The sequence below is a fragment of the Caloranaerobacter azorensis DSM 13643 genome (assembly GCF_900129995.1).
In the GTDB taxonomy this organism is placed as follows: Bacteria; Bacillota; Clostridia; order Tissierellales; family Thermohalobacteraceae; genus Caloranaerobacter; species Caloranaerobacter azorensis.
This window is the reverse complement of the sequence record NZ_FQXO01000004.1, coordinates 36,582-51,649: the sequence shown is the minus strand read 5'-3', so window position 1 is coordinate 51,649 and position 15,068 is coordinate 36,582. Positions and strand designations below refer to the sequence as shown.

The 15,068-nt window shown below is 27.7% G+C and carries 16 protein-coding genes; 15 read left to right on the top strand and 1 reads right to left on the bottom strand.

Annotated features, from left to right (window positions below):
* The first annotated feature begins 28 nt into the window (after positions 1-28).
* The 11 genes from BUB51_RS00265 to BUB51_RS00215 all read left to right on the top strand — a co-directional run bounded on the left by BUB51_RS00265 (position 29) and on the right by BUB51_RS00215 (position 9,407).
* Positions 29-943: a Cof-type HAD-IIB family hydrolase gene (locus tag BUB51_RS00265; protein WP_073194477.1), complete on the top strand. Its 915-nt coding sequence runs from the start codon at positions 29-31 to the stop codon at positions 941-943.
* A gap of 176 nt (positions 944-1,119) precedes the next feature.
* On the top strand, positions 1,120-1,617 hold the full coding sequence (locus BUB51_RS00260) for a hypothetical protein (protein ID WP_073194424.1): 498 nt from the start codon (positions 1,120-1,122) through the stop codon (positions 1,615-1,617).
* A gap of 56 nt (positions 1,618-1,673) precedes the next feature.
* Positions 1,674-2,180 carry a hypothetical protein gene (locus tag BUB51_RS00255; RefSeq protein WP_073194421.1) on the top strand — a complete coding sequence of 169 codons (507 nt, stop codon included), beginning with the start codon at positions 1,674-1,676 and terminating at the stop codon, positions 2,178-2,180.
* 22 nt (positions 2,181-2,202) lie between these two features.
* The gene (locus BUB51_RS00250) at positions 2,203-2,973 is read left to right on the top strand and encodes a hypothetical protein (protein ID WP_073194418.1); all 771 of its coding nucleotides are present in this window, start codon (positions 2,203-2,205) and stop codon (positions 2,971-2,973) included.
* Between the two features lie 39 nt (positions 2,974-3,012).
* The gene (locus tag BUB51_RS00245) at positions 3,013-3,768 is read left to right on the top strand and encodes a hypothetical protein (RefSeq protein WP_073194415.1); all 756 of its coding nucleotides are present in this window, start codon (positions 3,013-3,015) and stop codon (positions 3,766-3,768) included.
* Between the two features lies 1 nt (position 3,769).
* Positions 3,770-4,165, top strand: a complete 396-nt coding sequence (locus BUB51_RS00240; RefSeq protein ID WP_073194413.1) for a hypothetical protein — start codon at positions 3,770-3,772, stop codon at positions 4,163-4,165.
* Positions 4,166-4,222: 57 nt separating this feature from the next.
* Positions 4,223-4,894: a LiaF transmembrane domain-containing protein gene (locus BUB51_RS00235; protein WP_073194410.1), complete on the top strand. Its 672-nt coding sequence runs from the start codon at positions 4,223-4,225 to the stop codon at positions 4,892-4,894.
* A 157-nt stretch (positions 4,895-5,051) separates the two neighbouring features.
* Positions 5,052-5,171: a GNAT family N-acetyltransferase gene (locus BUB51_RS13650; RefSeq protein WP_200791861.1), complete on the top strand. Its 120-nt coding sequence runs from the start codon at positions 5,052-5,054 to the stop codon at positions 5,169-5,171.
* A gap of 13 nt (positions 5,172-5,184) precedes the next feature.
* Positions 5,185-5,613 carry an NUDIX hydrolase gene (locus BUB51_RS00225; protein WP_073194407.1) on the top strand — a complete coding sequence of 143 codons (429 nt, stop codon included), beginning with the start codon at positions 5,185-5,187 and terminating at the stop codon, positions 5,611-5,613.
* Positions 5,614-5,836: 223 nt separating this feature from the next.
* Positions 5,837-7,627: an ABC transporter ATP-binding protein gene (locus BUB51_RS00220; protein WP_073194405.1), complete on the top strand. Its 1,791-nt coding sequence runs from the start codon at positions 5,837-5,839 to the stop codon at positions 7,625-7,627.
* Positions 7,617-9,407, top strand: coding sequence for an ABC transporter ATP-binding protein (locus tag BUB51_RS00215; protein WP_073194401.1), 1,791 nt, complete (start codon positions 7,617-7,619; stop codon positions 9,405-9,407). Before BUB51_RS00220 ends, BUB51_RS00215 begins: the two co-directional genes overlap by 11 nt.
* 63 nt (positions 9,408-9,470) lie before the next feature.
* Here the strand turns inward: BUB51_RS00215 and BUB51_RS00210 are convergent, their stop codons facing one another.
* Positions 9,471-10,160 carry a hypothetical protein gene (locus BUB51_RS00210; RefSeq protein WP_073194399.1) on the bottom strand — a complete coding sequence of 230 codons (690 nt, stop codon included), beginning with the start codon at positions 10,158-10,160 and terminating at the stop codon, positions 9,471-9,473.
* Positions 10,161-10,328: 168 nt separating this feature from the next.
* Between BUB51_RS00210 and uvrC the strand changes: the two genes are divergently transcribed.
* The 4 genes from uvrC to BUB51_RS00190 all read left to right on the top strand — a co-directional run bounded on the left by uvrC (position 10,329) and on the right by BUB51_RS00190 (position 15,061).
* Entirely contained in the window at positions 10,329-12,194 is a 1,866-nt protein-coding gene (uvrC, locus tag BUB51_RS00205) for an excinuclease ABC subunit UvrC (protein WP_073194396.1), read from the top strand.
* 194 nt (positions 12,195-12,388) lie between these two features.
* The gene (hprK, locus tag BUB51_RS00200; protein WP_073194392.1) at positions 12,389-13,315 is read left to right on the top strand and encodes an HPr(Ser) kinase/phosphatase; all 927 of its coding nucleotides are present in this window, start codon (positions 12,389-12,391) and stop codon (positions 13,313-13,315) included.
* Positions 13,316-13,347: 32 nt separating this feature from the next.
* The gene (locus tag BUB51_RS00195; protein ID WP_035162906.1) at positions 13,348-14,097 is read left to right on the top strand and encodes a phosphatase; all 750 of its coding nucleotides are present in this window, start codon (positions 13,348-13,350) and stop codon (positions 14,095-14,097) included.
* Between the two features lie 13 nt (positions 14,098-14,110).
* The gene (locus tag BUB51_RS00190) at positions 14,111-15,061 is read left to right on the top strand and encodes an ROK family protein (RefSeq protein WP_073194390.1); all 951 of its coding nucleotides are present in this window, start codon (positions 14,111-14,113) and stop codon (positions 15,059-15,061) included.
* Positions 15,062-15,068: the final 7 nt, after the last annotated feature.

The following is a 15,068-nucleotide window of genomic DNA, read 5'->3' as shown; positions in this document are numbered from 1 at the left end:
AAACATAAATAGGAGGATGAATTTAACTATGTATAAACTATTGGCATTAGATATGGATGGAACTTTGTTAAATAAAGAACATAAGATATCAAGAGAAAATTTTGAAGCAATACAAGAGGCTTTGCATATGGGTGTTAAAGTTGTGTTAGCATCTGGTCGTATATTTGGAGGAATGCTTTCTCATTTAAAACAATTAAATTTAGTAAATGATGACAATTATTCGGTATCATGTGCTGGCGGATTAGTATTGAATAATACTATGAGTAAAATTATTCAGAGTAATGGTTTAAGTATTGATGATTTGAAATATGTTTATGGCTTAACTAAAGAGTTAAATTTAAGTTTAAATATATATACCAGAGATAGTATTTTAGCTTTTCAAGATGACATTTTTAGTAGATTTGATGCTATAGCTAATAATGTACCTTTGAAAATAGTAGATATTAATTCATTAAGAGATGATATTGAAATATATAAAATGACGATTATAAATGATAGTATTGATGTCATAATGGAGGCGAGAGAGTTTTTAGAAAAATTATGTCCAAAAGATATTATACAAGATAAATGTTTTAAAGATATTAAAAGGTTAGAATGTGATGTTTTAGATAAGATTTCAGTCAAGATTTCAGATAAGTATACAGTAGTAAAGCCATTACAATTTGCTTTAGAAGTTATTAATAAAGACTGTAATAAGTGGACAGGAATAAAAAAGATAGCGGAAGAATTAGGAATACAAAATGAGGAAATAATTTGTATAGGGGATTCAGAGAATGATGAACATATGATTAAAAATGCAGGATTAGGAGTAGCAATGGGCAATGGTTTTTCTAAAATAAAAGAGATTGCCGATTATGTAACATATACAAATGACCAGCATGGAGTGGCACATGTTATAAACAAATTTATTTTAGGAAAAGAGATTGCTTATGCCGAGGATTAACCTCGGTATTTTTTTCTGCTAAAAATAATTTATACAAAAATAGATAGATGTGGAGGATATTGCTATTGAATGTAGAAATATAGTAAACTATATTAATTATTTTGATTTTAGATGTTTTTATGAAAAATAAAATAAGAGGTTGGTATTTTATTTGAGCACTAATTGGAGGAATAGAAGTGAGAGAGATTATATTTATGATTTTTATTGTTATATTATATTTAATATTGAGTTATTTACTAGGGTTAAGTACCACAATGTTTATATTATCAGCAATTTTATTTATTATGGCGGTTTTATTTTCTTATGATGAGCAATATTATAGTAAGTATATCATGTTTATAACTCCTAAACGCAGTAAAATTACGAGTGAAAAAGATGAGGTGTTCAAGAAAAAAGATAGAAAAGTTAGTATAGTAAGTTTTTATATTATATCAATTTTACTATTCATAAATGGAATAATTAAAATAAATGATAAATCATCTTATAAATCATTATTGTCAACAAAAGACTTTATAACTATTACTGGGATAGCTTTCGTGATTGGGCTTGTAAGCTATCTTATTGATAATTATTTTTTGAAAAAAAGCAAAGAACATGAGGAATATTTAATTAAGTCTGTTATGCTAGGATTGTTTATAGTAGTGATATTGTTTATTATTACAATGCTTTTTTAGATTAATAAAAAATAATCAGGATTATTAGGAAATTCAAATAGATATAGGAGGTGAATTTGATTAAAAATAAGAAATATTTAATTGTTTTAATTGCTTTTACATTTTTAATTATTTTTTATGAAATTCCAATGCAAGTAGATAAAAGTTATCAAGGATATCTATATGTTCAAGATAAAGATGATGCAGGAGAAGTTATTGATATAAGATTGAAAGGAAAATTAACTAGAAATATATTAACACAAAATGTCTTTGAAGGTGTTTTAATGATTAATAATAAACAATTAAGTGTTTCTTCTTTAAAGGCTGGAAATTTAAGAGTAGCTTTAGAAATGAAATTTAAAATGAATTATTATACATTAATATCCAGAGATGAATATGGGAATACAGTATTATTGGTAGATGTTTCTAAAGATTTTGATTTAATTTCTGGTAGTGGAGATTTTCACAAGATAGAAGATAGGTTTAGTAAGGAGTTACATTATAGTTTTGAAGCACCTGCTTTAAATAGAAAAGAAGCAGTAGAAGTAAGTAAAAAAATAAAAAGGTACATAAATAAAAGTTGACAGTTAGTAAGGGGGGGTCAGTTTGAAAGATTTTTATATATTTTATAAAAAATCATATAGATTGATATTTATTGTAATGTTACTGTTCCTTTTTATGTCAGGATGTGCTAAAGAAAACCAAGTAATAAATAAAAAAAGTGAACCAAATGAGCAAGATACATCTATTGCCATAAAAAATAATACTAAAGATGAAATATTAGAGGTATTAAATAGCACTAGAGAAAATATAGAGGCCAAACTTAAAGAGCGAAAGGATATATATGCAGTTACTTGGTCTTATGACGGCCGACAAGTTGCTTTCGTTCTAGGAGATACTGAAGGTTGGTATGGACAGATGTATATTTGGACAGTTGGCAAGAAAAAACCTGTAAGCATAGGAGAAGATGAAGATAGGATTTGTGAATTCATATGGTCGCCAAATAGTAAGTATGTTTTTGTAGATACGGGCACTTCTTGTGAACGATGGGGATTTATTGTTTCGACAGATAATTTTAAGATAATTGATGGTATTACATATACGGGAGTGCCGCTATGGTCTTATGATTCTAAGTGGATAGCTTTAGGAACTATAAGTGATATACAGCCTATTACTCCAATTGAGTTATCAGGGACTGTTGATTTAACTATATATAATGTTGAAACCCGAGAGAAAAGGATAATTGCAAAAGGGACAAGTGATTTTAAGTATACACCAAGACGATGGGATAAAGATGGAATTTTGATATACGAAAAGATATATTTTCTTAACCAGAAAGAAAATGAACAATTAACTTATCACTATAATTCTAAATAACAAATGTATTTTATAAATTATTAAGATTGGAGAGGTTTGATGAATTCTGAAGCATATAAAATAAGGTCAGAAATTAATAGGTTAAAAGCGAGATTGAAAGAGATAGATGAAGAACTAATGTCAGAAGAAGAAAAAGCTGTGATGTGTGCAAGTAATGTTTGTGGACAAGATGTGGTTTTAGATACGTTGCAAACTTTATGTAGAGAAAGAGGTTTAGAGAATATTGCAGTAATGGCATGTTGGCAAAAAGGTATGGGAAAGAAATCAAGATGGTACTCCACGACTATAACTCCGTCGTTTTTGCCATATTTAATAAGAGATGTAGATACATTAATAAAATATCTAAAACCTTTAATGAATTATAATGCATTAAAAATTTTGGAGTATATTAGTATTAAGTCAGAAAGCATTGGAACTTTGGAATTGGCAGAAAAATTACATATTCCAATTGATGATATTGAAAAGGAGTTAATTAATCTTTCAAAAAATAATTTTATTAAACAAGAAGATGGCAAGTGGGAATTAACATTGAAAGGTTGGCAGACTTATATTGTATTGTCCCATTTAGCCTATAATTATGAGTGGAAACTAGAAACTGAAAAAGCTCTTAAAATTGCTGAAGCTTTTAAAAGTGTACTAAATAAAGAATGGGGCGAACCTTTAAATATGACATATGATGAAGTAATGAAAAAATTGTCAATGAGTAAGTGGTTAGAGAAATTATATAAACAAGGGATAAAAGATAGCGATATTGAAAAGGCAGTATATGAAAATAACTATTTGCAGGAGGCATAAAATGTTAAAAAAAATATTTAATTCAAGGGCGTTCAATTTTGTTTTTATATTTGCATATGTTTTTATAATGTTAATTTGGTTTATGACATATATTTTTATAGGTGAAGATGTAGAACTTAATACTATGCATACATATTTTATATTCAATGGTTTTAGTATTGCATTTTGTTTTATTATATTTTTATTTTTAAAATTTAGCCATTGTAATATATCAAAGTTATTAGTTGTTTTATTCGAAGCTACTTTGATACTATTATTAGTTGCTGGTTTTTTAGGGTCAAAAGGTGTTATTGTACCAGATAGAAATTTAGTATATACAAGGGGAATTGTTTTGATATTACATTTATTTATAGTTAGTTATGGTATTTGTAAGGTGATTAATTTTATAAGAGTTTAATTGAAAGGTTTTACTTTAAATCTTTAATGCTATGGACTTATAAAAGGAGGAATAATTATGAACGGAAAGAAAATATTTGGTATTTTGTTAGTTTTTATTGGTATTTTTTTATTACTGGGTGAATTCGGGATGGTTGATATAACTATTGGAGAATTCATCTCAAAGTATTGGACATCGATATTAATTGTGATTGGCGTATATAAATTGTTAACGGACTCTATTTCAAAAACAACAGGGATTATATTAATAATTATAGGTGGGATATTCCAATTAAGAAATTCTCAATATTTTAACATATTTGAATATAACTTGTTTTGGCCTATAGTTATTATTTTAATAGGTGTGTATGTTTTATTTTCTTCTAAAGATGGTGTTTGGAAAGTAAGTTCTAAAGATACTTTAGGTGTGTTTACTTTGTTTTCAAGTTCTAATAATAAAAATATATCTCGAAATTTCAAAGGTGGGAGTATTACAGTAGTATTTGGTGGAGCTGATGTTGATTTAAGAGAGGCTTGCATATCAGGAGAACAGGAGATAAAGATAGATGTTTTAATAGTTTTTGGAGAAGTAAATATTTGCGTTCCTGAAGAATGGAATGTAATTGTAAAAGGAACACATATTTTTGCTGATTGTAATGATAAAGTAACAAAAAATAAGTTTGATGCGGATAAGCCTACTCTTATAATCAGTAGTTTTGTAGTGTTTGGCGAATTTAAAATTAAAAATTAATTTTGAATGATATATTATAATTTTGATAATAAATTATTTTTAATTGCTGAAATAGAAGGCGAAATAGTAGGAAATTTGAGTTTTAAAGGTAGTAATAGACGGAGATTAAAACATGCTGGGGAATTTGGTATAAGCGTAAAAAAAAGAATATTGGAACATGGGAATAGCATCGCAATTAATTAAAGAGTTAATTGAATGGGCGAAATCTAGTGGAATTATTAAAAAAATAAATTTAAAAGTAAGGGAAGATAATGAGCGTGCAATAAATTTATATTGAAAGGATGAGAGTAGTGCTTGAAGTAAAGTTTTATGATTGTAATGAAATTGAAGAAAATAAGCTTATTTTTGTAGTTATAATGGCTAAGTTTAACGATAAATGGGTTTTAGTAAGACATAAAGAAAGAAATACTTGGGAAATACCTGCTGGACATATTGAACCTTCAGAAAGCGTAGAAGCTGCAGCGTCAAGAGAACTTTTTGAAGAAACAGGAGCAATAGATTTTACAATTTATCCGGTTAATATATATTCGGTAAACAATGGAGAGCAAGAGACGTATGGGCAATTATTTTATGCAGAAATCAGGGAACTTGGAGAATTACCGCAAACAGAGATAGCAGAAATAAAATTAGTAGATGAATTGCCAAAGGATTTAACATATCCATTGATACAACCAATTTTAGCAAAAAGAGTACAGAAATATGTAGAAGAAAATTTTTAAGTGAAATCGAATAGGTTGAGTTGAATGTTACATTAAAATCTTTGACAATATAAGGGGCAGGCTTTATACAAAAATGTTTACGATAGTAATTGTAAAGATTTGATTATAGATGGTTTTGATATTTTTATTGGATTTTTGAAAGTCCAACGAATTGATAAATTGCAAAAGTTTTGTAGAGGCATTAAAAACGTTTGATAAATTGGTAACGTTAGGAATGATAAAAATGAAGAATAAACTAAAAAAAGGGAATATTGCTTTTTTAATAAAGAAAGCTTTCGAGTGGGATAAATGGCTTTTTATACTTTCTTTTATTAACTCTTTTTTGCATGCAATAAAGCCAATTATCCTTTTATTATATCCTAAAGTTATAATAGAAGGGTTGCAAAACGATATTGCTATTAATAAACTTTTGTTCCAGATAGGGATACTCACTGTATTTTTGATTATATTTACATATTTTGGAGAGTATCTTGATGGTGATATTTATGCTCGTATTATGAGATTAAGAAATAGATTTTTACTTCTTTATAGCAGAACATGTATGTCTATGGAATATCAATATACTGAAGATAAGGACAAACTTAATCAGATGCATATAGCATTCCGGGCAATAAATAACAATTCAGAAGGAATAGAGGGTGTATATCATACTTTGTTTTCATTTTTTACCAATATAATTGTATTAATCGGATATAGTTGGATTTTATTAACATTAAGTCCAATTATTATAACTATTCTGATTATAAGTATTTTAATTAACAATATGTTAGTATGGAATGTTAAAAAATATGAATATGATGTAAAAGATGATATTGCATTCCATCAAAGAGTTCTTTTTTATATTGAAAACATCATGACTGATTTTTCATATGGAAAAGAAATACGAATTTTTAATTTATCCGATTTATTTACAAATAAGTTTAACAAATATAAAGACAATGTTTTAAAAGTTGAATCTTCTATAGAAAAAAAATACTATAAAGCTGCTTGTATAAATACGTTAATTACTTTTTTTACAAATGTATTTATTTTTTGGTATCTAATTGTAAACACATTGAATGGAACAATACAAATTTCTAATTTCGTGATTTATTACCAGACTATATATAATTATGATACATGGATAAGGAATATTGTAGAGGATATAGTGAAGATAAGAAAACAGAATTTAGTCATTTCAGACTTTAGAGAGTTTGTATACGGTAATAAATATTCACGAAAGCGGTACAGACAAATTGAAAAATCAAAATCGTATGATATAGAATTTAAAGATGTTTTTTTCCATTATCCTAATAAAGAGGAAATGATAATTAAAGGTATTAATTATAAATTAAAGAGTGGGACAAAGTTGGCAATAGTTGGGCCTAATGGAGCAGGGAAAACCACTTTAATTAAACTTTTAACAGGATTGTATACTCCAACAAGCGGAAAAATTTTATTAAATGGAAATGATATTACAGAATATGATTTAAATAGCTATTATAAATTATTTTCAACTATCTTTCAGGAAAGTTTAGTTTTAGCATTTTCTGTTAAAGAAAATATAGCCTTTGATGATGATAATATGCGGCGTTTACATAATGCTATCAAGGTAAGCGGACTAGAAAATAAGATAGAGTCATTAAGTTTAAAAGAAAATACACCGTTATTAAAATTTTTGGATAAAGAAGGGATAGAATTATCTGGAGGAGAGAAACAAAAGCTCATGTTAGCTAGGGCGGTTTATAAAGATGGGGCAATATTTATTTTTGATGAACCAACTGCAAATTTGGATCCTATAGCAGAGGCTAGGATTTATGAACAATTTAATGATATAGTTAAAGATAAAACGACTATATTTATCTCACATCGACTAGCAAGTACAAAATTTTGCGACACTATTATATATCTAAATAATGGAGTTATCGAAGAAATGGGGACTCATGAAGAATTAATGAGAAAAAATGGGAGTTATGCAAAGATGTTTGCATTACAATCGCAATATTACAAAGAGGTAGATAATTATGAATTCTAGTGTGTTCCAATTAAATAAAAAAACTTTATCAAAAATGTTTAAACTCATTAATGAAATAGATGGGACATATATTCCTTTTATTATACTTATGGCAGTTATAAAAAGTTTACAACTTTTTATGAATATATATTTCCCTTTAATTGTAATTGATAATTTATTATACAATGACAACAATAGCAAATTAGTATATTTAATAGTAGTATTTTTAGTTGTTAATGCAATTTTAAGCGTTGCTATTAACTTTTTCGATTCAAAGTTGAAAGTTAAAAGTAAGGATATTAGTCTAACAATCAATCTAAAATTGGGACAAAGAACAATGAATATGGACTATGAAAATATAGAAGATCCAGAAATATTGGATTTAAAAGAAAAAGCGCTATTTCCGATAAAAAATCAAAATATAATACCCCGAATGATTGTTGAAATTAGTAATTGTATTACATCTATTTTTTCATTGGTAGCTATTATTTTAATGATTTCAGGTATACATTTCGGATTAGTACTGGTAGTTATTACTGTAGTATTAATAAATACTATGATATCAAAAAAATCGAAAAAAGTAGAAATGGAAACTATGAATACGGTTATTCCACTAAATCGAGAATTTTCATATTACATGAAAGTGATTACAGATTTTACATATGCAAAGGATATTAGGTTATATTCAATAGAAAATATTATAATTGATAAACTTAAAAAATATCAAAGAAAGAGTTTACAGGCATTTCGAAAATTATTACTTAAGCAGGGTTCGTATAAAGGTATTTTAGGCGTTAACTTACAAATCCAAATTTTCGTTGTAAGTTTTATATTAATTTATTTAGCCTATGCTAAAAAAATTAGTATTGGTGAATTGGTAGTTATGATAAGTGCTACCAAAAACTTATCATCTACACTGCAGGGAATGATTGCTTCATTTTTAAATATAAAAATATTTAATCGTTATTTAGAGCCTTATTTTGAATTTTACTATCTAAATAGTGAAAAAAACTTTCAAAAAGGTATTGAAATAAATGAAATAAAGACGATTGAATTTAGAAATATAACTTTTTATTATCCGAGAAGCAAAGAGAAGACATTGGATAATGTATCTTTAACTTTAGAGAGAGGTAAAAGCTATTCTCTTGTTGGATTAAATGGTGCGGGGAAGACAACATTGATTAAAATATTATGCAAACTCTATAAACCAACTAGTGGAATTATATTAATAAATGGGGTGGATTTGCAATTCATTGATTATACTAGTTATATGAAACAATTATCATGCGTATTTCAAGATTTTAAATTATTTTCTTTTTCTATAAAAGACAATATTATCTTAAATAGCAGTTATAATTATAGAAAAGTAAAAGAAGTCATTGCTAATGTGGGATTGTCTGATAAGATACGAAGGCTCAAAAAAGGACTTGAGACAAATATTTATAGAATTTTTGATAAAGATGGAATAGAGTTTTCTGGAGGAGAGGAACAAAAACTTGCTATAGCAAGAGCATTATATAGGGATTCAAGTGTGATGATTTTTGATGAACCTACTTCATCACTAGACCCTATAATGGAATATGAAATTTATAAAAAGCTAAACAGTACTTTAGAAAATAATAAGGATAAAAAAATTACTATTTTTATATCTCATAGACTGTCTAGTTGCAAATTGTGCGATTATATTTATGTATTGGATAAAGGAAGGATAATTCAAGAAGGTACATTTAAAGAGCTTATTTTAGATAAGAATAATATGTTCTATAAGATGTGGGAGAAACAGGCTCAATATTATGTTTAAATTACTAAGTTAATTGAAAAGATGATGGGAAAAATAAAATGCTGAGGAATAGCCTCAGCATTTTTAAGTAAATTTTTTCATTTCTATTTTATTCTGTTTTAAAATACCGGAAACTTGTCTTGCAAGTTCACTATTAGATTTAAAAGTTAACTTACCTTGTTTAAGTATTAAATAAAGGTCTATATAATCTGGGAAGATAAAATAATTTTCTATGTCATTATAGCTATAGTATCCAGAATCATTGTGTATTTGAGTTCCATAGACAATTGGTAAACCTATTCTTATATCAAATCCTGTTATTAAAATCCCATTTTTAAGAAAATAAATTTTTATTGTTCTATTAGATAGTTTTAATAGAACTTCTATGAGCGCAAGAGTTATTATAAATAAAATGATTCTTATTATAATCATTTTACTAGATAATGGATTTTTTAATATTGGTAAAAAATATATTAATGCTACCAGAAGATAATACCAAAGTCTTTCATTTAAATTGAACTTGTCTGTACTGGCAGATAAAAGGACTGAACTGCTTCTTAGTATTTTTTTATTATATGAATATCTTAGTAAACCTTGAAAAAAACCAAAAAATAGTAACGCTATAGTGAGTAAAATTGGGAATACTACATTATTTACTATGTTTTCGTTCAAATTAGAGATATATGGCATAATTATTCTAGAAACAATAGATATAAACATTATAGTCGAAAAGAAAGCCATTATGAAGTTTGCAGTTTTTTTTGTATTTGACATAAAAATTTCCTCCTTTGTGTATTTTCAGATGCAACTATAAATTCTACTGTATTAATTATATATAAATTTCAAAATAACTGCAATTGTGGTATATTATGATTGGAATATAATATGGATATGAGATACAAGAAGTTGATAGTTGTAAGTTGTTTGAAAGGGGATTTAAATATGTTTAATATAGATGAAGAATTAAAAAAACTTCCCGATAAACCGGGTGTGTATCTAATGAAAGATGAAAATGGACAGATTATATACGTTGGAAAGGCTGTTAATCTTAAAAAGAGAGTTAGACAGTATTTTCAGGCTTCTAGTTCTAAAGTTCCAAAAGTTAAAGCAATGGTAAAGAGCATTGCTGAATTTGAATATATAATAACCGATAATGAAATAGAGGCTCTTATTCTAGAATGTAATCTTATAAAAAAACATAAACCCAAATATAATATACTTTTAAGAGATGATAAACAATATCCGTATATAAAGGTTACGACTAATGAGAAATATCCTAGAGTTATTAAAGTTAGAAAAATAGAGAAAGACAAGGCTAAATATTTTGGGCCATATACTAGCGCATCTGCTGTGAATGATACGCTTGAAATTATTAGAAACATATATCCTTTAAGAAATTGCAGAAAGAATTTAGATAGTATAAAAAAGAAAGAGCGCCCCTGTCTAAATTATTTTATTGGTAAGTGTTTAGGGCCTTGTCAAGGCAACGTAAATGAAGAAAAATATATGGAAATGGTACATGAAGTTTTATTATTTCTTGGAGGTAAAGAAGATAAGTTAATGCATTTAATAGAAGAAAAAATGAAAAATGCAGCCAAACAATTAGATTTTGAAAATGCAGCGAAATATAGAGATCAATTGAATTCGATAAAACATATATTAGAGATACAGAAGATAGTTTCTTCTACCTTAATAGATCAAGATATCATAGGGATGGCTAGAGGAATAGAAGATGTATGCATACAAGTATTTTTTGTGCGTGGAGGTAAATTAGTAGGTAGGGAGCATTTTATTTTAACGGACATATCTGAAACTACGAGAAGTGAAATATTGAGTTCGTTTGTAAAACAATTTTATATGAATTCATCTTTTATTCCCAAAGAGATTTTGATAGAAACTAATATACAAGATGAAGAATTAATAAGTAGATGGTTAAGTCAAAAGAGGGGTTCTAAAGTTCAAATAAAGGTACCTGTTAGAGGAGAAAAAAATTTGTTAATGGAAATGGTGAGAAAAAATGCTATGGAAACATTAGAAAACCAAAGTGAAAAAATCAAAAGAAAGATTCAACTTAGTAGAGCTGCTCTTAATGAATTAGCAGATTTATTAGGGTTAGATAAGATACCAGAAAGAATTGAGGCTTTTGATATTTCTAATATTCAAGGTGTAGAATCAGTAGGTTCAATGGTAGTTTTTCAAGAAGGACAGCCTAAAAAAAGTGATTACAGGAGATTTAAAATTAAGTCAGTATCAGGGCCTAACGATTATAAAAGTATGGAAGAAATTATTTATAGAAGATTTGAAAGAGGAATGAAAGAAAGAGAGGTTATGAAAGAAAATGAAATGGATTTGGGAAATTTTTCTATATTTCCTGATTTAGTAATGGTTGATGGAGGAAAAGGTCAGGTTAATGCAGCAAAAAAGGCTATTATGCAGTTTAATTTAAATATTCCAGTATGCGGTTTGATTAAAGATGATTTTCATAGAACTAGGGGAATAATATATGAAAATAAAGAAATAAATATATCAAAAAATTCTAATTGTTTTAAGTTGATTACAAGAATACAAGATGAAGCTCATAGATTTGCAATTAGTTATCATAGAAGTTTGAGGAATAAAAAACTCTTTAGTTCCCAGTTAGATTCTATAAAAGGCATTGGGGAAAAAAGAAAAAAAGCTTTACTCAAATTTTTCGGTTCAATAGAAAAAATTAAAAATGCTTCTATAGAAGAATTAAAATCTGTAGATGGAATGAATATTAAAGCAGCCGAAGAGGTATATAATTATTTTAGAAAATTGAAAGAATAAATGTTAAATTTTAATAATAATTGTTAAACTGTATAGATACAAATAAAAGTTTCTCTAATAATTTAATCTTATTTACTTAGTCCTTATGAAAGTATATAATATGTACTAAAAAGAGAAGTTTTTTGGTTTATTTAATCAGTGTGGGACAATATTTATCCTATATGGTTGAAAATTTATATTTATAGGAGGTTATTATGAAGTCTATACCAATAGATAGTTTAATAAAAGATATGAACTTAGAGATAATTTATAAACCTGAAAGAACTGATATAGAAATTACTGAAAAAGATATAAATAGACCAGGTCTTCAACTTACAGGCTTTTATAATCATTTTGCATATGAGAGAATTCAGTTAATTGGAAATGTTGAATGGAGTTATTTAACATCATTAGATGAAAAGACAAGAGATGAAAGAATTAAGAGATTATTAGAATGTAGAATACCAGCTATAATAATCACTAGAAACCTAGAAGTTTTTCCAGAGATGGTAAAATGGGCGAAGGAGTTTGGCAGGACTATTTTAAGAACGAAGCTGACAACTACGAAATTTACAAGTAGGCTTATAAATTACTTAGATGATATATTAGCACCTCAAATAACTATACATGGTGTATTAGTAGAGGTATATGGAATAGGTATATTAATTACTGGTAAAAGCGGTGTCGGTAAGAGTGAAACGGCATTAGAACTTATTAAAAGAGGACATAGACTTATCGCTGATGATGCCGTTGAGATAAGAAAAGTAGAAGAAAATATTTTAAGAGGTAGGGCACCTGAATTGATTAAATATTTTCTTGAAATAAGAGGTATTGGGATATTAGATATTAAAAAGTTGTATGGGGTAGGGGCCGTAAGAAATTCTAAAATTATTGATTTGGTAGTTGAACTTGAATATTGGGATGATAAAAAGGAATATGATAGAGTAGGATTAGATGAAGAATATACGGTTATATTAGATACGAAAGTACCTAAAATAACTATTCCGGTTAGACCGGGCCGAAATTTAGCTATGATTGTTGAGGTAGCAGCTAGAAATCATAGGCAAAAGAGAATGGGATATAATGCAGCAGAAGAGCTGGATAAGAGACTTTTGTCTATTTATGAACATGATAAGAATTAAATTTATATAACAAAAGAGAGGATGTGATAAAGATGAAATTTTTCGTAGATACTCATTGCCATACTGTTGCAAGTGGTCATGCATATAGTACAGTTATGGAAATAGCTAGAGAAGCTAATAATAAAGGTTTAAAATTAGTGGGAATAACCGACCATGGTCCTAATATGCCAGGAGGACCTCATTTATTTCATATAGGTAATCAAAAAGTTATACCTGAAAAAATTTATGGTGTAGAAATTCTTAAAGGCGTTGAGGCCAATATTATAGATTATGATGGAAATCTTGATGTTCCTGAAAAGTATTTAAGTGGATTAGATTTGGTTTTAGCCGGACTACATGAACCATGTATTGAACCCGGCAATGTTGAGCAAAACACAAATGCAATAATAAAGGCTATGGAAAATAAATATGTAGACATAATTGTTCATCCTGGTAATCCAGCTTTTCCGCTTGATTATGAAAAAGTTGTTTTAAAAGCAAGAGAAACTGGGAAGCTTATAGAAATAAATAATAGCTCATTTTTAAAAAGTAGAAAAGGAAGCAGAGATAATTGTATCAAAATAGCGAAGTTGTGTAAAGAGTATGGTGTAAAAATTGCAATTGGTAGCGATTCGCATATTGCATTTGATGTGGGAAGATTTGAAAAAGCAGTCGAAATATTCGAGATGATTGATATGCCTGAAGAACTTATAATTAATATTTCTGCGGAAAAATTTAAAAATTTTCTTAAAGCGAGAGGCAAAAAAAGATTTATGGAAAGTTATATCAAACCAGAAATGTAGAGGAGGAATTATTATGTACATAGGAATAGATATTGGTGGAACTGCAATAAAGATAGGTTTAGTAGATAATGAGGGAAATATTGTATATAAGAAGCAGATTGATACTAAAGCACAAAGAGGATATTCAGAAATAGAAAAGGATATTATTAGTTTAATAAAAAGTTTATTAAATATTGCAGAAGATAATGGTAGTAGAGTAAAATCTATAGGAATAGGTATACCGGGTGTAGCGGATCCAGAAGGTAATAAAATCATATATTGTACAAATTTAGGATGGACAAATGTACCTCTTGGCGAAAATTTAAAAAAGGAATTTGATATTCCAATTTATATAGAAAATGATGCGACTGTAGCGGGTATAGCTGAAAGCATCAAGGGCGTTACTAAAGGATATAAAAATTCTATTTTTATAACATTAGGAACAGGCGTTGGTGGCGGAATAATAATAGATGGCAAAGTATATAGTGGAGTACATGGAACTGGTTCAGAAATAGGGCATATGATTGTAGGAGAAAATTTTTATGATTGTAATTGTGGAAATAATGGTTGTCTTGAAACTTTTTCTTCAGCTACGGCTGTAATAAAATATGCTAAGAAATTAATAGAAGAAGAACAATGTGAAACAACTTTGTTGGAAAAGGTTAACAATGATTTAATGAAATTAAATAGCAAGATAATATTCGATAGTGCCAAAGAAGGCGACCAATTGGCTAATAAGGTAGTCGATAGAATGGTTAGGTATTTAGGAATAGGTATAACTAATTTAATAAATGTTTTGGACCCTGATGTAATAGCTATAGGTGGTGGGGTTTCCAAAGCAGGAGATTTTTTATTAGAGAAAGTAAGAAAAGAGGTTTCTAAGTATGTTCTATATAAAGAAGTAAAACATGCCGAAATATTTTTAGCTGAATTAGGTAATGATGCTGGTATTATCGGTGCGGCATTATTGAGTGAATATAAATAAGATATAA